We start from the raw sequence: 21,756 nt of genomic DNA, 5'->3' as shown, positions 1-21,756 counted from the left end.
CCTCACGCTGCCGAGGCTCGCCGCTTCGACGTGGAAGCCACGCCGGGCGCGTAGCGGCGGATCATGGTTGCACAGAATTCGGCGAATTCCTCCGGCACCAGCGGCGGACTGGTGTGGTGAGGCATCATCCCGCGATGCTCTGGCGTGAAGCAGAAGGTGACGGTCACGTCGAAATCGGCGAGCGCTTCCATCTGTCGGTCGAACCAGTTCAATGCATTCGGCCTGAAACTGTCGGCCCAGGAAAGTCCGGTCCGCATATTGGTGACCCCGAGCCGCTTCATCCAGGCGACGGCGTCGTCCAGCCGCGGGTCCTCGAAATGAAACCACTGCACCAGCCCCATCTCGGGCGTATGGCGCAGGAATTCCTCCAGTGCCGGTTTTGGCGTGCCGTCCTGGCGCAGCAGCCCCATATGGAAGTGACGATAGTAGGAGGAGCCTTCCGCTTCGCGATGGCGCGTTGTTGCTTCCCATTCGCGCGGGAGATCATAAAGGCTGTACCACTGGATGCGCGGAGCGTTGCCGAGCAGCAATTCAGCGGTGCGCCTGAGGCCCCAGACCTGGATCTCGTCGGCGCCGAAGGTCGATACGCCAACTTCGCTGACCCAGATCGGGAGATCGGTGACGGCCGCGATCTCACCGATCTTCTGTGGCCATTCCTGGATCTGCCACAGGTTCCAGTCGAGCGGAAAGCCATGCACCGCGACGGCATCGACGTGGTCCAGCAATCTGAGTTCCTTCATGCGCGTGACGAAGCCGGGGTCGATCGGAGAGATGCCGCCGAGCACCTTGGTCAGGGCCGGGTTCTCGGACGCTATCGCATCCGCCGACAACATTGCCATGGCGGCGAAGCGGCTCCAATCGGGGTCGAGCTCGGGATCCCAATGCGATTTGTTGTTGGGCTCGTTCCAGATCATCGCGGCTTCAATCATGGATCTGTCCTTTCGACGGGTAGACGGCGCCGCCGCCGGCCGGATCGCCGGCGGAACGGCAAAAATAAACCTCCTGCTCGGGGTGCAAAAAAATCTCGAAGCCGGCGCTGCGCAACATCGCTTCGGTGCAGGCGCGGTTGGGAATCCACCAATTGGTCGGATCGTCGGCATATCGATGTTCGATGAAATGCAGTTTCGGAAATTCCGGCCGCTCGAACAGGTCGTGCGTCCAGAAATGATAATTCTGCTCAAGCGCAGGCAGATCGGCGCTGCCGCGTTGCATGGACTGGAAGATCATCAGGTCGCCGGCGACATGCCCGCGGATCAGGTCGAGCGCGAGCAGGGGATGGCGCAGGTGGTAAAGAACCCCCATGAACAGCACGATGTCGAATGTCTCGCGCAGGGCGCCGACGTCATAAACCGAAAGCTTCTGGAACTCGATGTCGCAGTCCGCGATCTCGGCGGCAAAGCGCGCCTGTGCCAGATAGGCCTCGTCGAAATCGATGCCGAGGACGCGACCGGCGCCGCGCCGTTTCATTTCGATGGAATAGAAACCGGCATTGCAGCCGATATCGAGCACGGACTTGCCAGACAGGTCGGCTGGAATGGCATCGGCGAACTTGCGCCATTTGACCAGCGGGTAGTTACCGAGAAAATGATCCGGAGCAGTTTCGACGCCGGCCAAGTCCATGTTGTGGAACCATGGGCCGAGGGCATCGATACGGCGTTGGATTTCAGCATGGGAATGCAGCATGGCTAAGCTCCTTCGCCCGGAACGGCATGCGAATGTGCCGTAGGCGCGATCATCGTGGGCCGGTGCTGTTTGGACGCAGCATCGTCGTCGAGCAGCCGAAGGGCCGCGCGATAACCGTTGAAAGTGCCGACATCGACGTAGGCGGCCCCTGCCTTCACCCCATACGCCTGACCGCCCGCCGTCAGGTAGGCGTTGATCAACGTGCCGATATATTCGTCATAGCAATCCCGCTCGCGCCAGAGTGCCGCGAGCTGGTGCAGGACATGGCCCGGCATCTTGAACGCGCCCCATATCCAGTTCGTCGCCGCGTCCTGCCGCTTGACCTGGATTTCCCGCACCCGGCCCTCCTCGTCGAGAACCACGGCATCGAAGAATTCCGGCCGATCCACCGGGAAGAGCAGGAATGACAGCCGGTCGTCCGGCAGACGGCAGAAGCCGTCTTCGGGAAACCAGATCGTATCGGGAAGCCCGATCAACACCGTCTCGTCCGGTGCGACGAGGGGTGCTGCCCGGAAGATGGCGTCGCAAAGGCCAACGGGGTTGGGTTGTACCACGAACAGAGCGGTCGCCGCTCCGTAGCCCGCGGCATAGTATTCGAGAATGTCGGATTTACCCGATCCGATGATGAAACAGACCTTGTCGACGCCGGCGCGCACCATCCGCCGCACTAGGTACTCGCTTACGGCACATGGGCGCTCTGTCTGTCCATCGATCCGGCTCCCGACCGGCAGCAGCTCTTTCGAGAAGCCGAGCGGTTGAATGCGGCTGCCGCGTCCGGCAGCGGGCACGATGCCCAACATCAGACTGCTTCCTTCATCGGTTCGCCGGCCGACCTCTGCAAGGCTTCGTTCAGGATGCGATCCAGTTCCGCCGCGCGCCGCGTGGATGTGTGTTCGTCCAGAACCCGTTCACGCGCACGGCTTCGAATTGCATCGAGCTCTTGCGATGGCAGTTTGAGCGCCGCGATCACGTCGTCTGTGTCGCACGCCAGCAGGATCTCGCTACCGGGTTCGAAGAAACTGCTGAGGCCCGGCCAGGTGTCGGTGACGATCGGTACGCCGCATGCCGCTGCTTCGAACAGCCGGCCCGAAGGGCACCACCCCTTTTGCGCCATCGCCTCGCGCGTCACATTCAGCGTCAGGCGGGACGACGAAAAGAAGGCTGGATGATCTGCCGGCGGAAGATGCCTGACGAAGAAGATGTTGTCGCTCCACGGGAATTCCTGTGGATATTGTGCACCGCCGATGATGAAGCGGTGGTCAGGCAGGAGTGCGGCCGGACGGACCAGCAGTTTCTCGACGCCGGCCTGGCGATCTGCCGCATAGGTCCCGAGATAGGACAGATCGCCCGCAAATTCCGGCCTAGGTACTGCCGGCCGGTGTTGGTCGGGATCGACATGGCCATAGAGCGGCACCACGTGGCGTGCACCGAGGACCGACTTGAGTGCATCGATTGCCGAGCCGCCCGTGTAACTCAGGACGAGATCGAAATCGGCAAGGCCCTCGGGCCCGAAATAGGGTGGGCGTTCACCTTGATCGAGGCGCGCCAGAGTGACCGGAGTGTCCAAGTCGTAAAAGACGCGCAGCCCGCGGCATGCCTGCTGCGCCAGGCGCGAAGCGTCCACGGCGTCGGGACAGTAGGAGGTAATGATGACGACGTCGGATTGCTTGATCGTCTGCTCCGCGACCCTCCGGATGTCCTCCCAGTCGGGGTAGAGCACGATATTGCCGCCATCCAGTTGATCGAGGTCCCGCGCACCGGCATAGTAGGGGGTGTTGCGCTCGAAAAAGGTGATGGACCAGCCGTGCCGGGCCAGCGCGCGGATCAGGCCACGCCACAGGGTGGCGTGGCCGTTTCCCCATGAAGACGTGACGGTGAGACCGAAAATGACCATCTGCATCCGGCAAGTCCTCGTCAGGCAAGTTCGTTCAGACGGATGAGCTTTGCTCCCCAGTCTCCGAACACGATCGTCGTGATTGAGGCGGGGTCGATATCGAAGCGAAAACTGTCGCCGACGGGCAGACCAAGCACATGGCAGATGGCTGCCTTGATCACGTCGGCATGGCTGATCAGCGCGACGCATTGATTCTGATGCCGCTCGCGAGCCTGATCCATCAGCGAGACGATACGCTGTTGGACATCCAGCATGGTTTCGCCGCTTGGGGTGCTTGCTTCCTGCCGCCGGCTGTTCCACGCCTGCCAGCCGGCATCGCCGTTCAGCTCCTCGAACGTCTTTCCCGACCAGATGCCGAAGTCGATCTCGTCGAGTTCGGCGCAGATCGCGATTTCGCCGACATTACAGGCAGTCGCGATCGGCTTGGCGGTTTCCTGCGTGCGCTCGCGTGGGCTGCACCAGATAGCGGCAATCGGCTCGCGGGCCATGCGGCGGCCAAGATGCGCCGCCTGAGCCCTGCCGGATTCGCCAAGGCGAACTCCGCCCATCCGTCCGGCCAGATAGGAGCCGACATTGTCGTGTGCCGCGTGCCGGATCAGGAAGAAGGTCGTCGTCATTCCGCGGCATCGAGCATAGGCTCGTCCCTGCCTGTGATGAATGCGAGCGTGCGCTGCCGAGCTTCGGCATCGGTGAACTGCTCAGGCGGAGACTTCATGAAATAGCTGCACGGACCGGTCAGCGCGCCGGCGATGCCGCGGTCAAGCGCCAGCTTGGCGCAGCGCACGGCGTCGATGACCACGCCGGCCGAATTGGGCGAATCCCAGACTTCCAGCTTGAGTTCGGCGTTGAGCGGCACTCCACCGAAGGTCGTGCCTTCAACCCGGATGTAGGCCCATTTGCGATCGGTGAGCCATGGCACATGGTCACTGGGGCCGACATGAATGTTGCCCGGCTCCAGGGGAACATCGAACTGGCTGGTCACGGACTGCGTCTTCGAGATCTTCTTCGATTCCAGCCGCTCGCGTTCCAGCATGTTGAGGAAATCGGTGTTGCCGCCGAAGTTCAACTGATAAGTGCGGTCGATGCGGACGCCGCGCTCGCGGAAGAGATTGGCCAGCAACCGATGCACGATTGTCGCGCCGACCTGGCTCTTGATATCGTCGCCGACCAGCGGCAGCCCGCGTTCCTCGAAACGCAGGCGCCATTCGGGCCGTGACGCGATGAAAACCGGTATGCAGTTGACGAAGGCGCAGCCGGCCTCGAGGGCGCATTCGGCATAAAAGCGCGTCGCTTCCTCCGACCCCACCGGCAGGTACGAGACGAGCACATCGGCACCGCTGTTCCGCAGGATTTCGCTGACATTGGCAACCGGCTCCGGCGCTTCCTCGATTTCCGTGCGCAGATATTTGCCGATGCCGTCCAACGTGGGGCCACGCTCCACGCGAACCCCGGTTGCAACCGCATCGGCAAAACGGAACGTGTTGTTCGGGGCGCTGTAGATCGCTTCGGCCACGTCGCACCCGACCTTGCCCTTGGCGACGTCGAACGCACAGACGACCTCGATGTCATCGACGTGGTACCCGCCGAGATCGGCGTGCATCAGCCCGGGGATCGGCTCGTTGCCTTTTGCGTCTCGGTAATAGGAAAGGCCTTGCACCAGGGAGGATGCGCAATTGCCTACACCGACGATACCGACACGAACTTTCTTCGATCCCACGAAACTGCCGTCCTGTGCTGTCCAAGGTAAGTTCCTGGGCCCGAACCGTCAGCTTGCCGGAATGTTCCTTGGCATGTGGAAAAATTGCGCGCGGCAGGATGGATCAAAGCCGCGCATGCCGCGTTGGCGCACGGCGAGCTTGGAATCGGTGGATGATCGTCTACGGCGACCACAAACGAACGGAAGACGCGCGACAGCTTCGCGAGGCTGCAAGCGAAATGGCTGAAAGCCTCGATTGCAGGCCCTGCGGCATTCAACGCCACGCTGCGCTGGTAGGGTTGTTCGTCAAGGTCTCGGAACTGGTCCAGGCACTGGCCGATGTCGAGTTCGAGGCCCGCGGCGGGGACACCCCTTCGCCGAGGCAGCGGCAAGGTGCCAAGCTGCTGGTCGGCCTTGCGGCGGAAGTGGCGAGGTCCTGGCGAAGCGGCTTCACAGTGACCGGCGCCGTCGATCCCATGCTGAGGCATATGCTGGCCGCGCTCGACTGCCGGGGCGAGGTTCTTACCGGCGCGGCCGAGGGATACGCCCATTATGCGCTCTATCCTGAAAGCTATCTCGGCGCGGGGCGGGCATCAGGCCTCGACTCGAATACATGCGTCATCGGCATCCGCAGCATTGGCCTCGGGCTTGCCGCCTTGGTCGCCGCGGCGATCGACGCGCCGGCACCCATCAGCGTGCGCCCGATCGGCCATCCTTTCCGCAGGTATGTCAACGCCGATCCGGAATTGATCGGCGCCTGGAGGGGCAAGCCGTCGGCTTGCTTCGCTGTCGTCGACGAGGGCCCCGGCCTGTCGGGCAGTTCAATGCACGCCGTCGTCGCATGGCTGCGGCGGCTGGGCATCGATAGGGATCGCATTCACCTGTTCCCGAGCCATTCCGGCGGCCCGGGTGCCGAAGCCTCTAAGGAGGTTCGTGAGACATGGTCGGGTTGCCGAAAACATGTGGCGCGGGCCTTCGAACGCACCTTCCCGGGCGGCGCGCAAATGCCGACGCTACGCGATTGGGTGGCGGAGGCTGCCGGCAGCCCGCAATTGGCCCTGACCGAAATATCCGCTGGAGAGTGGCGAAACCTCCACTACGCCGAGGAGAGGCTCTGGCCGCCGAGTCAACGCGGCATCGAGCGGCGAAAATTCCTGGCGTCCGCGGGACGCGATCGGTGGCTCGTCAAATTTGCCGGCCTCGGTCAAACCGGGCAGCGCAAGATGCAAACCGCGGAGATGCTGCACGAAGCCGGCTTCGGACCGCAGATCGTCGGGCTTTGCCACGGTTTTCTGGTTGAACGGTGGATCGAGGGAAAGACAATGGATCAGGCAAGCCTGTCCAGAGACAGGCTTGTCGCGGAGCTCGCACGCTATCTCGCTTGGCGTGCGGCCAATCTCAGAACTCCGGAACTGGGTGCTGGATTGCCGGAACTCGCTGAGATGGCCGTCCACAATGGCGCCGAAGCCCTGGGTGAGCGGCGCGCGGCGGAGCTGCGGAACTGGTTCTCGAAGCGTGCCCCTGCGCAAGCGCTGCCACGGGTCGAGATCGACGGAAGGCTTCACCCGTGGGAGTTTCTCGTTTCTGCCGACGGGATGTTGATCAAGACGGATGCCGTCGATCACTGCCGCGGGCATGATTTGATCGGCTGCCAGCCCATAGAATGGGACATTGCCGGCGCTCGCGTCGAACATGGATTTTCCGACAGCGAGCTAGCGACGTTGGTCCACCGCATGGAAGCCGGGGAGCGGCTCAATATCGATACCGGCCTCATTGACTATCTCGAACCTTGCTACCTGGCGTTTCAATTGGGACTCTGGAACGTTGCTGCCCGATCCGAGCATGGCCCGGAGAAGCCGAGGCTGGTAGCTGCGGCAACGCGGTACAAGAAAGGGCTGCTACGGTTCCTGGAGAGGTCCGGGCCGTGACGATCAGTCCAGTCTTCGCAGCATGTCCGCTTCGCGTTCGAGAATGGTGGCCACTTCCTCGCGCTGCAGATGCGTCATCATCAGGCTGACGCAGCACTCGAGATAGGTGATGGAGGCCCGTCGCAGAAAGGCAGCCGTCTCTCTTTCCGCAATCTGCTCGATATCCTTTGCGGATCGTTTGGGTTGCACAGGTCCGTTCTCCATAGCGGGGTCTCATCGTCAAACCCCGAGCTTGCCAGGATGTTCCGCGCAATCCGCAAAAGTGCGGCAGGAGGCATAAGCGTGCTTGCGCGGTCATGCCGGAGCACGTGGCTGCGGCGGCCTGGCTTCAGGCCGGAAGGTCCTGCAACCTGCCCGATCTTGCGTTTGTCGCAATAGCTGTCATCCGGCCGTCGATCTCGCTGGTTTCGAGATTGGAGAAGTATCCGATCGTCTGCATCAGCCCTTGCCTGAGGGGCACTTTCGGCGTCCAGCCGAGCAGCGCCTTTGCACGCGAGATGTCGGGCTGCCTGCGGCGGGGATCGTCTTGCGGCAAGGGCAGGAATTTCAGATCCGACTTGGTTCCGGTCATGTCTCTCACCATGGATGCCAGTCGCATGATGGTGAATTCTCCGGGATTGCCCAGGTTGACGGGTTTTCCGGGATTGGGATCGAGATCCATCAGGCGTATCATACCGTCGATCAGATCGGAGACGTAGCAGAAGGACCTTGTCTGCAACCCATCGCCGAATATCGTCATCGAGCGCTTCTCAAGCGCCTGCATGATCAGGTTCGAGACGATGCGGCCGTCGGCGGGGTCCATCCTGGGACCGTAGGTATTGAAGATGCGAGCCACGCGAATATCGGCTTTTGCCGCTCTCAAATAATCGAAGCAAAGCGTTTCGGCGGTGCGCTTGCCTTCGTCGTAGCAGGCACGCGGGCCGGTGAAGTTTACATGGCCAACATAGTCTTCCCGTTGCGGATGTTGTTCCGGGTCGCCATAAACTTCGCTTGTCGACGCCTGCAGGAATCGCGCATTGTTGCGAGCGGCGAGTTCGAGCAGGTTGAGCGTTCCGATGACGCAGGTGCGTGTCGTGTGTATCGGATCGGCCTGGTAGCGCGGCGGCGAAGCAGCGCATGCCAGGTTGAAAACGCGATCGACCGGCTCGCCGAGGTTCAGCGGCCGGCAGATATCCTGCTCGATCAGCCGGAAGCGCGGCTGGTCCATGATCGAGACGATGTTGTCCATGCGGCCGGTAAGGAAATTGTCGACGCAGATCACACGCCAGCCGTTGCGGAACAACGTTTCGCAAAGATGCGAGCCGAGGAAACCCGCGCCGCCGGCGACAAGCACTGTCTTCGCCCTTCGCGCTTTTCTTGTTTGCCGCATCGCTGTTTTCTCCTGTCTTTCAGTCATGCTGCGGTTCCGATATCGAGATCGATCATCGCCGCTCTCGGTCGTGTCAGCAGCGACACGAATTCGCGGGCCCTGGCCGCACCGGTATGTGCTGCCAGCACGAGTTCGCGCGCCCGGCCGGCCATGGCGAGCCGGGCGCGCTCGGATTCCCTGAGCAGGATATCGACGATGTCATCCGCCTTGTCGGCCGTGCGGATCGCCGAAGCAGGAAAGAAGCTGTCGAGACCCGGCCAGCGATCGCTGATAATCGGCGTGCCGCAAGCGGCAGCCTCGAAAAGCCGTACGCTGGGCGACCATCCGGCGGCGATCATCGATCTGCGCGTGACGTTCAGCGTGTAGCGCTGGCGGCTATAGAATGCGGCATGGTCGGCCGGCGGCAAATGTTCGATGCGTTCGACATTCTCAGGCCAGACGATGTCGGACGGATATTGCGAGCCGGCGACGACGAAACGGCGCTCCGGCATGCGCCGTGCGGGCTCGAGCAACAGCGCGTTGAGCGTTGCCTGCCGGTCGGTGCTGTAGGTGCCGAGATAACCGAGGTCCCAGCCGACTGGGTCGGCGGTTCGGTGATGCCGTTGCGGATCGACCGAACAGTAGAGCGGTTCGGCACGGCGCGCACCGAAATCCTGCGCCAGTCGGCCAAGCGTCGGCCCGCCGGTGAAGGAGAAATAGACATCGAAATACGGAATCTGCCGCCGACTAAGATAGTCGCATTCATCCGTCGAAAGCTTTGCCAGGGTCACCGGCGTGTCGATGTCATAAAAGCAGAGCGCCCCTTTGCAGAGCGCCACGGCAATGTCGATGACCGCGCGCCCCTCCGGAACGAAGGACCCGACGACCACGACATCGGCCTGTTGCAGGCATCGTGCCCAGTCCTGTTGCAACTCCTGCGTCGTTTCGTAGTAGCGCAGAGTGCAGAAATCGGGATCGCGCAAGTCGCGGTGATTGGCATACCACGGCACGTTGCGCTCCAGGAAGGTCACGCGGTGACCGAGTTCATGCAGGCCTTTCAGCAGGCCTCGAAATGTCGTGGCGTGGCCGTTTCCCCAGGACGAGGAGAGGGACAGGCCGAGAAAGACGATGTTGAGCCGCTTGGTCATTACGCCGCCTCCACGGTCCCGCGCTCGAAGTGCTGCCTCAAGACCGTATCGGTCACGGCCGCTCTCATGGCGTAGGTATGTTCACCGCGGACGCGGCGCAGCGCGGACGCGCCGATCGCCTTTGCCCGATTGGGGGTCAAGGTGCGCATGATTTCGGCGACATCGCCGCCGTCGCGCGCGACCAGGATCTCCTCGCCGGGTTTCAGGAACAGTTCGACGCCCAGCCACGCATCCGTGATGAGGCAGGCACCGGCGCCCGCCGCCTCGAAAACCCGGGTGGCGGGCGAAAAGCCGTTTGCGGCCATGCTGTCGCGGCTGATGTTCAACACGGCCTTCGGGGTGACGTTGAAGGCGTTGTGGTCGCGGGTGCCGACGTGGCCGAGCCAACTGACATTGGCGGGAAGCGGCTTGTCGCCCCAGCCCGATCCGCCAAGCAGGAAACGCTGCTCCTGCAAACGGCTGGCCGGATCGAGAAAAAACGCCTCGACGCGCGCCTCACGGTCCGGCAGCCGGTTTCCGAGGAAAGCGAGGTCGCAAGCAAAACGCGCCTGACTGGCGACTGGATGATGCGTTTCAGGATCGAGCGCATTGTAGATCGGCACGCATTCCTTCGCTCCCATGGCGCGATAGGCCCAGACCACGGGGTCGCCGCCGCCATAGGTCAACACAAGATCGATTTGCCGCAGCGCGGCATGCAGCGGATGGTCCGGTTCATCGCGCAATTGGCCGAGCGTCGCCGGAGCGTCCACGTCCCAGAACACCACGAGCGCGTCACGACGCGCGTGATCGAGCACGGCGCGCAGCAGCGCCTCATCCTCGAAACCGACGCCGCTCGCCTTGACGACGATATCCGCCTCGGCGGCGTGCGCCGCCACCTGCATCAGCGCGTGCCGGGTCGCCTCGTACACGACGACGGCGCACCACTCCGGCGCCTCGATGTCGCGGTTGTTCCGGCGGTCATAGACGTCAGGTTCATAGAAGGTGATTTCGTAGCCGAGTTGGGAAAGCGCCTTGAGCAACCCACGGTAATAGGTAGCGGCGCCGTTCCAGTAGGACGACAACAGGCTCGATCCATAAAAAGCGATCTTCATTCAGCAGCTTCCTTTGCGGCGGTCGGATTGGTGATGTGTTGAGGTCCGCATTCGGCGAGCACGCCGAACAACTCGTCCACGCGGTGCCGGCATGTGTGCCGCAGGCGGATGGTCTCGAGACCAGACGCCGCCAGGGAGGCAGCGAAATCCGCGTCGCCGAGTACGGCCCGGAGGTGTCGCCGCATCTGGGAGCCATTGTCCGCGAACAGGAAATCGACGCCTGGCCTGAACAGTTGCTCGGTGTCGGACCACGGGGCCGAAATCAGCGGAATGCCGCAGGCGAGCGCCTCGAACACGCGGATGGTCGGAATGCCGGGCAGGCCTTCCCGATAGGGGCGGCGCGGAACATGCACCGTGACACGATGCGCTGCGAACGCCTTCGGCACGTCGGCATTGGCGATCCAGCCTTCATGGCGCACGCCGGCGGCTGCGAGATCGGCGAGCGCCTGCCTGGGGTAGCGCACGCCATGAACGGTGGCATCGAGGCCGAGTTCGTGCACCGGCTCGATCAGAAATTCCTTGAGCTCCGCGGTACGCTCGTCGTCGCCCCAGTTTCCAATCCAGATCAGATCGGAGGTCGGGCGGATCTCAGGATGCGGTCTGAACAGGCGGTCGTCAGCCGCCTCGTGCCAGGTGAAGACGCGTTTGCCCCACCCGGCGCGCAGGTAGCTCTCGCGCAACGCTTCGCCAAAGGCGAGAACGCCGTCGTAATGCTCCAGCTGGAGCGCCGAGATCGCCTCGGTCGCCGACACGGCGCGGTGGTGGGTGTCGTGAAACAGGAGGATGAAATTGCCGCCGCTGGCCCTGGCGCGACCAATGCGCGCGACGAGGTCCGGCTCGGTCCATTCATGGACGACCACCACGTCCGCATCGGCGATCCAGGCCTCGTGGTCAAAGCCGGCATCGTAGGTCACCGGCATCAGCTCGGGGAAATCATTCCTGAAGCGCTCGATGGCGAAGGAGCCCTTCTCGGCCAGCAGATTCGAGCGGCTCCAGCCGTCCGCCGGCTCCAGCGCGATCGCCTGATGCTGGCGCGCGACCAGCTCCCGCATGACGCCGCGCAGGAAATGTGCGTTGCCGTGGTTCCAGTCGGAAACGACCGAATGGGTATAAAACAGAAAGCGCATGATCAGCGCTCCGCCATCGCTAGGGCCGCTTTGTCGTAGACGTCGCGCATGGCCGCTGCCTGCCTCGCCAACGAAAACCTGCGGCTCCGGCGCAGGGCTGCCCGTCCGAGCTCCCGCCTGTGCTGCGCATCCGCGGAGAGACGGTTGATGCAGGTGGCGAGATCATGCGGATCGCGCGCGTCGTAGAATAGCGCGGCCCCGTCCCATAACTCGCGGTAGGTGGCGATGTCGGATAGAACCAGCGGCGTCGCCGACATGGCCGCTTCCAGCGTCGCCAGGCCGAACGGCTCGTAGAGCGATGGCGACACGAAGATTCCGGCGCGTGCCATCAGGGAGCGCATCTCGTCATGCGGTAGCGCTCCGAGAGCGACGGCATGGCTGAAGCCGGCGTGCTGGCCGTCCGGACCTAGCGTGGAACCGGCTGCAAAGACGGGCCATTGCGTTATCGACGCGGCCTGGTCGATCACCGTGGCGTTCTTGGCTTCGTCCCACCAGCGGGCGGCGGCGAAGACGAGCGGTTGACGTTTTTCGGCTTTCGCAACCGGGCGGGCGCCGTTGGCGACGACATTGAGACGCGCGATTTGTCCATAGCAGGTTTCGAGCATGCCGGCGTGGCTGTGGCTCGGCGCGATGACGGCGTCGGCCCTGTCGAAGCCGCGCCTGTTGCGCTGCTTCTGCCAGTCCCATGCACTGTCCACCGCCTGTCCCTTGACGGCATGGAACCATGTGACCACGCAGGAATGCGAGACCACCACGACAGGGCAGGGCGCATCGAGCCCCACTGCCTGCGTCGGCGCATTGAGATGAACGAGGTCGATGGCGTGGTCACGAATGGGCGCATGCAGCTCCCCCGGCAACGCATCGAGGTCGCTGGCATTGCGGGTCATCCAATCCGGCGGCGTGTTCAGCCAGGTCAGTGTCGCCAAGGACCGTGCTTCTTCGGCCTGTCGCGTGGATGGTTCCGGACCGAGACCGGCGAGCAAAACGCTGTCCCCGCCGTCCACGAATTCCCGCGCCAGATCAAGCGCGTACCGCCACACGCCGCCCACGGCATCGACCGTCATCAGGATGCGCCGCGAACGCGGGGTCAGTGTCCGCAACATGTCGCCTCCAGTTCCGCCAGCGGACGCGGGCGCTTCTCCTGGATGTCACTGAATTTTTGGAACGAGGCGAGATAGTGTTCATGCGCGCGCTCCCACGCGATGTCATCGGGCTCGCCCCAAAGCTCGCGATAGCTGGGCGAACTCGGGTAGGGATAGAGCGGTACCGGCTCATTGGCCCATACCCCGTTGTCGATCAGGTGGTTTCGCCAGTAGTCGACCAGGGCAGGGTCATCTTCGACCACGCCGATCAGATTGGCCTGGACGAACGGAACATGGCGTCTTGCATCGACGAGCAGCGCGGCGAGTTCCTCCGTGCCCAGGCGGCAGCGCTTGGCCAGCATGGCCCGGCCCTCCACTGTCAGGCTTTCGAGGCCCGCTTCGATTGACACGCAACCGGCCGCGCCAAGCAATTCCAGCAGTTCGGGCTTCCACAGGTCGATGCGGGTCTGTACGCCGAATTTCACGTCACGGTCGACCAGTGCCTCCAGCAAGGCTTTCTGCGGCAGGAAAATCTCGTCGATGAAGTAGATATAGCCGACACCTTGGGCGATCAGCCGGTCTATTTCCGTCACGACCGCCTCGTGATTTCGGCGGCGATAGGCATCGCGGAAATCCATCTTGGCGCAGAAGCTGCAATTGTAAGGGCAGCCGCGCGACGCCTCGACTTCCGCGCCGAACCCCACCTGGTGGTCGTCGAACCTGTGATGGTGGTGCGCGTGCGCGGCGATCCAGTCCGATGGCCATTCGAGCGGCGGATGGTCGATGAACGAACTGGCGTGGACGCCGCCGTTCGAGATCAGCCTTGCTTCGCTAAAGTAGGCGGTTGACGACACCGCACTCCAATCATCGCGCCGTGCAAGGTCGGCCACGACCTCCTCGCATTCGCCGCGCACGATGATGTCGACGCCGAGCTTGCGCAGCGTTGGCGCCGGTGTCGCCGAGCCATGCGGCCCGACCGCGACGGTGCGCCCGCCCCGCCCGGCAAGGCGGTTGAGAAAATCGGCCGGCACGCGCAATTCCGGCGGCGCGCAGCGCCAGAACAGATAGGTCGGCGCGGTGGTGACGACCGTCATTGCCGGCGCGAACTCGGCCACCCGTTCGGAAAGGCTGGAATTGTCAAGCTTCTGAAGCTGTCCGTCCAGCATCAGCACCTCATGGCCAGCCCGTTCGAGCAAGGCTTTCGAGTAGCCGAGTTCCAGGGGTAGATGCGGTTGGCGGCAGCCGAAATAGATGCTGTCGTCGTAGGTCCAGAATGGGTTGACCAACGCGATTTTCATGCGACGTACCTCTCGGCTTCGGCGTGGAGTTCGAGCCGGTGACGCTGCAACCATTCGGCGAGGTCGCGGATGCCTTCTCGCCACGAAACATGCGCCGTCCAGCCAAGCGTGGTTTGCATCTTTCTCGTATCGGCGACGAAGAAGGGCTGGTCGCCCGTCCGCTCTGCCTCATAGCGGATCGACAGTGCTCGATCCGTCAGGCTGCCGATCTCGCTCAACAGCATGCGCAGGCTGAGCGCATTTTTCGGTCCGCCGCCGAGATTGAACGCCTGGCCCGTGATCGTCTCGATCCGGTCGAGCACGGCCCTGTAGGCTGCAACTGCATCGGAGACGTGCAGGATGTCGCGCACCTGCCTGCCGTCGCCGTAAATGGTTATCGGCCGCCCCGAAAGCGCGCAAAGCAGGAAGTGCGCAACCCAGCCCTGGTCCTCCGTTCCGAACTGGCGCGGGCCGTAGATGCAGCTCATCCGCAGGACCGCCGTCGGCAAGCCATAGGACTTGGCGTAGTCGAGCACGTACTGGTCGGCCGCGCCTTTGGAGCAGCCATAGGGCGTGCAAAAGTCCAGGCTGCGGCCCTCGCCGATGCCCTCGGTGCGGATCGCAGGGTCGCAGGGCACATAGCGCTCGCCCTCCGGCCGAACCGCAATGTCGGGGAGGCTGCCGTACACCTTGTTGGTGCTGGCGAAGATCACCGGGGTCCGTTCGCCGCTCTGTCGCGCCGCCTCCAGGACGTTGAAAGTTCCTCTAAGGTTAATGTCGAAATCCTCGCCCGGCCGAACCAGGCTGGTGGTAACGGCGGTCTGCGCGGCCAGGTGGAATATGGCTTTCGACCCAGTGAGGGCCGAAGCCAAGGCGTTGGCGTCGCGCACATCGACGGTTTCCACGGTGAGGCGGCTTCCATGCTTGTGCGACAACCATTCAAGGTTCTGTTCGACACCAGCGCGACTGAGATTGTCGATCACCAGCACCGGCTCGCCGTCCGACAACAGGCTGTCGGCAAGATTGGACCCGATGAAGCCGCTGCCGCCGACGATGGCGACAGGTGCTTCGCGACGGTTGCGCCTACCCGGCTTCATGACACCAGCCCGCGTTCTTCGAGCTCGCGTTTCATGTCGGCGCCCCGATCGATGGCAATCGTGTTGCGCACCCAGGAAACAAAGTCGCCGAGCGAATTCTCCAATTGCCGCCCCGGCTCGAAACCGAGCAATTCACGCGCCTTGGAAATATCGGCGAAGCAGTTGCGAATGTCGCCGGAACGCGCTTTGCCGAGCAGCTCGGGTGAGCGGTCCGGCGTTCCCATGGCCTCGGCCAGCAGGCGCGCGACATCGCGGATCGCATAAGCCCGGCCGCTTCCGATGTTGATGACGTGGCCTTTTGCCTGGCGTTGCTCCAGTGCCAGGCGAAAGGCGCGGGCGACGTCACGTACATGAACGAAATCGCGCTTCTGCTGGCCATCTTCGAAGATCATCGGCCGCTTGCCGTTGGCCAGACGCGAGGCGAAGTTGGCCAGCACGCCGGTATAGGGGTTTGAAAGCGCCTGTCCGGCGCCGAAAACGTTGAACAGGCGCAGCGCCACCGCATCGACGCCATAGGCTTCGCCGAAGATCAGCACGGCGCGTTCCTGGGCATATTTCGTCAATGCATAGATGGAGGCGAGATCGATCGGCTTTTCTTCGTCTGTCGGCAACGGCGAGAGAGGTTCGCCGTCCGCAGACAAGGGATTCCACTGTCCGCCTTTGAGATCGTTGGCCTTGCGCCGGGCGTTGCCGATGCGCCGGCCGTCGGGCGTGGCGTACAGACCTTCGCCGTAGACGCTCATCGAGGACGCGACGACGATCCGCTCGACCGGGTGCTTGATCAACACCTCGAGCAGTGTTGCAGTGCCGAGATCGTTGGCGCCGACGTAGCGGGCGATCTCGTACATGGATTGGCCGACGCCGACTTCCGCAGCCAGGTGAACCACCCCGTCGACGCCGTTCAGCGCCTTGGTGACGGCTTCGCGATCGCGCACGTCGCCCTTGATCAGTTCGGCTCCAGCGGGAAGGTTGACCGCTTCGCCTGCATGCACCTGATCCAGCAATGCATCTAGGATGCAAACCGAATAACCGTGATCGGCGAATTCTTGTGCGACGTGGCGACCAATGAAACCACAGCCCCCTGTGACCAGTATACGTTTCACGACAACTCCTCGGACTGGTGACCTCGGCGTCCCCAACTTCTCGGCAAAAGCTTTGTTCCCTGGGCATCAACAAAGTTCTCCTGGCGGTTTCATTCGACAGCAGGCGCATCGCACCGCGCGACGGGTGCTGGAACATTGCCTGCCGTGTGCTGTTAGGACGCTCAACAGTTGCCGCGGTGCGTGCGCGGCGAGAGAGCAGGTCCAAAGGAGATTTCGATGTCGCAATCGCAGACGACCACCAATCACGAAGAGATTCGCAAATGGGCCGAGGAGCGGAACGGCCGGCCGGCAGTGGTGCGAACCAAGGGCGAGGGCGGCATCCTGCGGATCGATTTCGGCGAGCCCGAGGAGGCATTCGAACCAGTCGAATGGGATGAGTTCTTTCGGATATTCGATGAGAACCGTCTGGCTTTTCTTTACCAGGCCAACACCGGCGGCGGGCAGACCAGCCGTTTCAACAAGTTCGTCGAGCGTGACCAAAAGGGCTGACCGAGGCCCGGCCGGCGATCAATCGGAAACCTGGTTCGGCTCAGTTCAGAAGCCTTGCGCCGCTGGACTTTGCCAAATCGCGCATGATGGCGTTAAGCCAGTCTTCGGTGGACTGGCCGATCCGCCTTTGGTCGATGTCACGGATCGCTCGCTCAAGCGTCCTTTCGACAAGCCGGTCGGAGGCTTCCACATCCCCCAGCAACAGACGTGCCGCAAGCCTGAGTTTGGGCAGGAGCGAAAACACGTCGTCCGGCGAACTTGGCACAAAGCCGCTCGCCGCAGCCGGGCTTTGCGGCGGGAAAAGAGCATTGAATACAGCCCCGCTGCCCGAGGATTTTCGCAGGTTGCTGGCATGCCGGAGATGTTCGGGAATGGCGATATCGCTGTCACCGCTGAAAAACACGAACGGCACGCCGCGGCGCATCAGTTCGTCCGCGATCGGAAAGACGCGTCGCCCGTTGAGGTTGACGTCGAGGATGGCAGCCTCGGCCGATTCAGTGTGCAATGATGCTTGTTCGACCGTCGCTGCCGGTCCCAGAATGATCGCACCCATATTGCTGAAATAACGGGCGAGATCTCCGGCTACCATCCATTCGTCTTCGACGATCAGAAGATGCACCCCTTGCAGATCGCGCACCTCGTCATCCTTTCTCGACCAGTATCTCGTGGAAACAATCTCCCTGGCCGAGCCTGCTGGCGTTTCGGCACGAGCCCGGCCGAAATCGTCGAGCAATTCCACGCCGCTGACTCCATGTGCGTCGGGAGCTTTGTTTCAGAATGGACGTTTGGTCATTGAACACGTGAACTCCAAATTCAACGCCATCCGTCGCGACTTGTTCCGTATCTCCGCCGCGCCTATGCTTACCTGCTGTCTGCCTGCTTCATAAGTGATTTCGCACACAGGTGCCGAAAGGGGAACTTCCAGTGACAGCCCAGTCGAAAAGATTTCCCATCGTTGGCGTCGGCGCGTCCGCCGGCGGGATTCCGGCGATGGAAGGGCTGTTCAAGGGTATGGCCGATCAGCCCGGCATGGCGTTCGTCGTCATCACTCATCTCAGCCCCAAGCGAGAGAGCCTGTTGCACGAGGTCGTCGGCCGCTACACCGAAATGGCGGTCGAAATCGCGGCGGACGGCATGATCGTTCAACCAAACCACGTCTATGTCATGCCGCAGAACGTGACCATGACCATCGACAAGGGAATGCTGCGCCTGCGCCGGCCCAATGGGTTCAGCCAGGAGCGCAAACCCATAGACATCTTCTTCAGCGCACTTGCCGAAGACCAGGGCGAACATGCCGTCGGCGTCATCCTGTCGGGCGGAGATTCCGATGGAACCTTGGGCGCCAAGGCGATCAAGGAGCATGGCGGGCTCACCGTCGCGCAGATCTCCGACGGCTACGGCCCGCGCAACCCCGATATGCCGCAGAGCGCCATCACCAGCGGACTTATCGATATAGCCGCGCCCGCCGAGGAGATCGGCACGAAACTGGAAGCCTTCACGCGCGGCTTCGACGCGTTGAATGGGTTGGCGGAGGAGGATAGCGTCCGCACGGCGGGTATGGAAAAGGTCCTGTCCCAGATCTACGGCATCCTGCGCAGCCACTCAGGCCATGATTTCTCGGGCTACAAGACCAAGACGTTCCTGCGACGCATCAAGCGGCGCATGCAGATCGCGCAGATGCAATCCATTGGCGCATACGTGGAATGGCTGCAGAAGGACCCTCGCGAGGTGATGAACCTTTTTCGCGACCTGCTGATCAACGTCACCAACTTCTTTCGCGATCCCGAGGCCTTCGAACTGCTCGAGCGAAAGATCGTACCGCAACTCTTCGAAGGCAAGACCGCCAACGACATCATCAGGGTGTGGATTCCCGGCTGCGCCACAGGCGAAGAGGTGTTCTCCATCGGCATCCTGCTGCGCGAACATGTGGAAAAGCTCCCGGTCGTTCCGCGAATCCAGATATTCGCGACCGATATCGACGAACCGGCGCTGGCGGTGGCGCGGGCAGGGCGCTATCCTGAAGCCCTGCTGCAGGGACTTTCCCCCGAACGCCGCCAGCGGTTTTTCAATGGCGACGGGGACACCTATGTCATCAGCAACGAGATACGGGAGTTGTGCATCTTTTCGCCGCACAGCGTCGTTCGCGACCCGCCTTTCTCACGCATGGACCTGGTGTCGTGCCGTAACCTGCTGATCTATTTCGGCCCCGCCATTCAGAACCGGGTCATTCCTATTTTCCATTACGCCCTGAAGCCCGGCGGTTATCTTTTCCTCGGCACCTCGGAGAGCGTCGGACAGAACGACGATCTGTTCGCTACCGTCGACAAGAAACATCGCATCTTCCAGGCGCGGGAGCATGCCTCGCCGCATGTCAGGCTGCCGGCCCTGATCGGCGATGGCCGTTCAGGCGCATTCCCGTCCGAGAGCACTGGCTTGAGGAAGGGAGCCGCCGGTTATCCCCTACGCCAGGCGGTCGAGGCGCAGGTGCTGGAGCGCTTCGCCCCCCCGCATGTGCTGGTCAACGCCGAGGGCGATGTCGTCTACTACTCAGCTCGCACCGGCAAATATCTCGAAGCGCCGCAAGGCATTCCCAGCCGGCAACTGTTGACAATGGCGCGCCGTGGGCTGCGACTCGACCTGCGCGCCGCGCTGCGGGAAGCGACGTCGACGCGCCGGACCGTCATACGGGAAAATCTCACGGTCGAGGAGGATGATGAGCGGATCCAGCCGATCAAGCTCACCATTGAGCCGCTGGCGGAACGCGACAATGGCGAGCCGCTCTATCTCGTCCTGTTCGAACCGTCGGGACCTACGCAGATCCGCACAGACGAAGGCGGCAGCCATGACACCGACAGCACCGCCGATCTGGAGCGAGAACTGCGCGATGCGAGGGAGCGCCTGCAATCGACGATCGAGGAATATGAGACCGCACTGGAAGAGGTGAAATCGTCCAACGAGGAACTCGTCTCTGTCAACGAGGAGGCCCAGTCGACCAATGAGGAACTTGAGGCCTCGAAGGAGGAAATGCAGTCGCTCAATGAGGAACTGAACACTATCAATGCCGAGTTGACGAACAAGATCGAGGAACTCGATCACGCCAACAGCGATCTGCGCAACCTGTTCGAAAGCACGGAGATCGCGACCATTTTCCTCGATCGCAATCTAGTGGTGCGGACCTTCACGCCCGCGGCTTCGTCGTTCTTCAGTCTGCGACCCTCCGACGTCGGCCGGCCGCTGACGGATCTGTCGAGCCAGTTGGAGTATCCCGAGTTGAAGCAGCATATCGCCGAGGTGTTCGAGACAGGCGAGACCCTGAACCACCACCTTGCGCGCGACAGCGCCGGGCGGTTTCACATGGTCCATATCAATCCCTATCGGGACAAGAGCAACCGCGTTCAGGGTGTGGTCGTGACACTGGTCGACGTCACCACTCTGGCTCAGGCGGAAGAACATCAGCAGGTTCTCATCTCTGAGCTCAACCACCGGGTCAAGAACATGTTGGCGGTGATCGTCAGCATTGCGAGCCGCACGCGGGAGAAATCCGTGTCGAAGGATGAATTCGCGGAAGCCTTGATCGGACGCTTGCATGCGATGTCGCGGGCCTATGGATTGTTGAGCCGGAAAAGCTGGAAGGAAGCTTCGGTCAGCGAACTGCTTCACCAGGAACTCGAACCGTTTGGCATTGAACGGTTCGAACTGAACGGCCAGGAGATAGAACTTGGACCGCAACAGGGCCTTTCCCTTAGCATGGCCGTCCACGAACTGGCCACCAACGCGGCCAAATATGGCGCTCTTTCCAAACCTCGTGGCAAGGTGGTGGTGATGTGGTCGATCGCTGACGACATGTTTACGCTTACCTGGCGCGAGAAGGACGGTCCCCCTGTCAATGAACCCGTCGGCAGCGGCTTTGGCCTCACGCTGCTGCAGGGAGAGATCGGCTACAGGCTTGGCGGCCATGTCGAAACCGTTTTTCGCAAGGAAGGCCTCAACGTTCAGATCGCATTTCCCGTTAACCGGAAGGAGGGGTCGTGAACGACGGACCGCGCGTCCTGGTTGTCGAGGATGAATGGCTGATCGCGGAAGACACCGCGTTGGTCCTGCGTAGCGCCGGTTACCAGGTGGTCGGTCCCGCGCCTTCGGTAGCCGCGGCGCTTCGTCTCGTCGGCTCGGACAAGATCGACATGGCGTTGCTGGACATTCAGTTGAACGGTGAAACGAGCCTGCCCCTCGCGGAGACATTGCAGGCGCAGGGTGTTCCCTTCGCCCTCATGACGGGATTTGGCGCGCGCGACCTACCGGCATCCTTTCGCGACTGCAAATTCGTGCCCAAGCCGGCGACTGAAGCAGCTATCCTGGCTGCGTTGGCCGACCTGGGGTCGCTGCGCGACGTTTCGCGTTGACGGGCACTCGAAGGGCGCCACAGGATCAGTCCAAGGGCTTGTCCGTCGGTCGCGGAGTCGTGCTGGACTGACGGGGACGATCGGCATTTCGATTGGCTGTGGGATTGTCCAGGGGAGGGGCTGAAGGGTGAGATCCTCCGGCAGTCTTCGGCGTCGGCGATTTCGCCCCTGCGTCCGTATCACCGGCGTCTCGCCTCGGGTGTGGCAAACCATCGGTGTTCGGAGACCGAATAATGGGTTTCGAGCGAGAATTCTCGTTGGCCATGGCGGCCCCCTTCTTCCGAACCGAACTCAGCGGGTCAATCGCCGACACAACAGAAAGTTCCGAACTGCCAATGCCGATCGGGCGGCGTCCAACGGATGCCGGGAATGAGACAGCTCTTGCCTCTGGAA

General features: G+C 62.4%; 20 protein-coding genes. 4 read left to right on the top strand and 16 right to left on the bottom strand.

All coding sequences use genetic code 11. The features are described 5' to 3' along the window. Positions 1 to 2: 2 nt before the first annotated feature. From FJ867_RS26980 to FJ867_RS26955, 6 genes are read right to left on the bottom strand one after another with little or no spacing between them, the layout of a single operon-like run. A complete protein-coding gene (locus tag FJ867_RS26980) occupies positions 3 to 929 on the bottom strand; it encodes a beta-xylosidase (RefSeq protein ID WP_140497390.1) in 927 nt (308 codons plus the stop codon). Continuing rightward, the gene (locus tag FJ867_RS26975) at positions 922 to 1,683 is read right to left on the bottom strand and encodes a TIGR04290 family methyltransferase (RefSeq protein ID WP_140819041.1); all 762 of its coding nucleotides are present in this window, start codon (positions 1,681 to 1,683) and stop codon (positions 922 to 924) included. The genes FJ867_RS26980 and FJ867_RS26975 overlap by 8 nt, the downstream gene beginning before the upstream one ends. A 2-nt stretch (positions 1,684 to 1,685) precedes the next feature. Continuing rightward, positions 1,686 to 2,483, bottom strand: coding sequence for a sugar phosphate nucleotidyltransferase (locus tag FJ867_RS26970; RefSeq protein ID WP_140497394.1), 798 nt, complete (start codon positions 2,481 to 2,483; stop codon positions 1,686 to 1,688). Next, positions 2,483 to 3,583 (bottom strand): glycosyltransferase, encoded by a 1,101-nt coding sequence (locus tag FJ867_RS26965; RefSeq protein ID WP_140819039.1) that lies wholly within the window; start codon positions 3,581 to 3,583, stop codon positions 2,483 to 2,485. The genes FJ867_RS26970 and FJ867_RS26965 overlap by 1 nt, the downstream gene beginning before the upstream one ends. Before the next feature lie 14 nt (positions 3,584 to 3,597). Further along, entirely contained in the window at positions 3,598 to 4,194 is a 597-nt protein-coding gene (locus FJ867_RS26960; protein ID WP_140819037.1) for a histidine phosphatase family protein, read from the bottom strand. Next, a complete protein-coding gene (locus FJ867_RS26955; protein WP_140515202.1) occupies positions 4,191 to 5,294 on the bottom strand; it encodes an inositol-3-phosphate synthase in 1,104 nt (367 codons plus the stop codon). Before FJ867_RS26955 ends, FJ867_RS26960 begins: the two co-directional genes overlap by 4 nt. Positions 5,295 to 5,446: 152 nt before the next feature. Between FJ867_RS26955 and FJ867_RS26950 the strand changes: the two genes are divergently transcribed. Next, positions 5,447 to 7,201, top strand: coding sequence for a hypothetical protein (locus FJ867_RS26950; RefSeq protein ID WP_140819035.1), 1,755 nt, complete (start codon positions 5,447 to 5,449; stop codon positions 7,199 to 7,201). Positions 7,202 to 7,204: 3 nt separating this feature from the next. Here FJ867_RS26950 and FJ867_RS26945 read toward each other — a convergent pair whose 3' ends face one another. The 9 genes from FJ867_RS26945 to FJ867_RS26905 form a co-directional block, all read right to left on the bottom strand. Further along, entirely contained in the window at positions 7,205 to 7,390 is a 186-nt protein-coding gene (locus FJ867_RS26945) for a hypothetical protein (protein ID WP_140497402.1), read from the bottom strand. Positions 7,391 to 7,529: 139 nt separating this feature from the next. After that, positions 7,530 to 8,570 (bottom strand): UDP-glucuronic acid decarboxylase family protein, encoded by a 1,041-nt coding sequence (locus FJ867_RS26940; protein ID WP_140515204.1) that lies wholly within the window; start codon positions 8,568 to 8,570, stop codon positions 7,530 to 7,532. A gap of 23 nt (positions 8,571 to 8,593) precedes the next feature. Next, positions 8,594 to 9,697 (bottom strand): glycosyltransferase, encoded by a 1,104-nt coding sequence (locus tag FJ867_RS26935; RefSeq protein ID WP_140497406.1) that lies wholly within the window; start codon positions 9,695 to 9,697, stop codon positions 8,594 to 8,596. After that, the gene (locus tag FJ867_RS26930; protein ID WP_140819033.1) at positions 9,697 to 10,788 is read right to left on the bottom strand and encodes a glycosyltransferase; all 1,092 of its coding nucleotides are present in this window, start codon (positions 10,786 to 10,788) and stop codon (positions 9,697 to 9,699) included. The genes FJ867_RS26935 and FJ867_RS26930 overlap by 1 nt, the downstream gene beginning before the upstream one ends. After that, complete coding sequence (locus tag FJ867_RS26925; protein WP_140819031.1) at positions 10,785 to 11,915, bottom strand: glycosyltransferase; 1,131 nt, start codon at positions 11,913 to 11,915, stop codon at positions 10,785 to 10,787. The genes FJ867_RS26930 and FJ867_RS26925 overlap by 4 nt, the downstream gene beginning before the upstream one ends. A 2-nt stretch (positions 11,916 to 11,917) precedes the next feature. Next, positions 11,918 to 13,018 (bottom strand): glycosyltransferase family 4 protein, encoded by a 1,101-nt coding sequence (locus tag FJ867_RS26920; RefSeq protein WP_140673593.1) that lies wholly within the window; start codon positions 13,016 to 13,018, stop codon positions 11,918 to 11,920. Further along, complete coding sequence (locus tag FJ867_RS26915) at positions 13,003 to 14,295, bottom strand: TIGR04295 family B12-binding domain-containing radical SAM protein (protein WP_140497414.1); 1,293 nt, start codon at positions 14,293 to 14,295, stop codon at positions 13,003 to 13,005. Before FJ867_RS26915 ends, FJ867_RS26920 begins: the two co-directional genes overlap by 16 nt. Further along, positions 14,292 to 15,371 carry an NAD-dependent epimerase/dehydratase family protein gene (locus FJ867_RS26910; protein ID WP_140819029.1) on the bottom strand — a complete coding sequence of 360 codons (1,080 nt, stop codon included), beginning with the start codon at positions 15,369 to 15,371 and terminating at the stop codon, positions 14,292 to 14,294. Before FJ867_RS26910 ends, FJ867_RS26915 begins: the two co-directional genes overlap by 4 nt. Continuing rightward, positions 15,368 to 16,474 carry an SDR family NAD(P)-dependent oxidoreductase gene (locus FJ867_RS26905; RefSeq protein ID WP_140763656.1) on the bottom strand — a complete coding sequence of 369 codons (1,107 nt, stop codon included), beginning with the start codon at positions 16,472 to 16,474 and terminating at the stop codon, positions 15,368 to 15,370. Before FJ867_RS26905 ends, FJ867_RS26910 begins: the two co-directional genes overlap by 4 nt. Before the next feature lie 216 nt (positions 16,475 to 16,690). Here FJ867_RS26905 and FJ867_RS26900 point away from each other — a divergent pair, with 216 nt between their 5' ends. Beyond that, positions 16,691 to 16,963, top strand: coding sequence for a hypothetical protein (locus FJ867_RS26900; RefSeq protein WP_140497420.1), 273 nt, complete (start codon positions 16,691 to 16,693; stop codon positions 16,961 to 16,963). A 40-nt stretch (positions 16,964 to 17,003) separates the two neighbouring features. Here FJ867_RS26900 and FJ867_RS26895 read toward each other — a convergent pair whose 3' ends face one another. Beyond that, positions 17,004 to 17,702, bottom strand: a complete 699-nt coding sequence (locus tag FJ867_RS26895; RefSeq protein WP_224681846.1) for a response regulator — start codon at positions 17,700 to 17,702, stop codon at positions 17,004 to 17,006. A 185-nt stretch (positions 17,703 to 17,887) separates the two neighbouring features. Here FJ867_RS26895 and FJ867_RS26890 point away from each other — a divergent pair, with 185 nt between their 5' ends. Continuing rightward, positions 17,888 to 20,995, top strand: coding sequence for a CheR family methyltransferase (locus FJ867_RS26890; RefSeq protein ID WP_140650290.1), 3,108 nt, complete (start codon positions 17,888 to 17,890; stop codon positions 20,993 to 20,995). Next, positions 20,992 to 21,363, top strand: a complete 372-nt coding sequence (locus FJ867_RS26885; RefSeq protein WP_140515210.1) for a response regulator — start codon at positions 20,992 to 20,994, stop codon at positions 21,361 to 21,363. The genes FJ867_RS26890 and FJ867_RS26885 overlap by 4 nt, the downstream gene beginning before the upstream one ends. The last annotated feature ends 393 nt before the right edge of the window (positions 21,364 to 21,756 follow it).

The sequence above is a fragment of the Mesorhizobium sp. B2-5-3 genome, assembly GCF_006441005.1.
GTDB lineage: Bacteria > Pseudomonadota > Alphaproteobacteria > Rhizobiales > Rhizobiaceae > Mesorhizobium.
The sequence above is the reverse complement of the archived record's forward strand: the minus strand, read 5'-3'. Positions and strand labels throughout refer to the sequence as shown.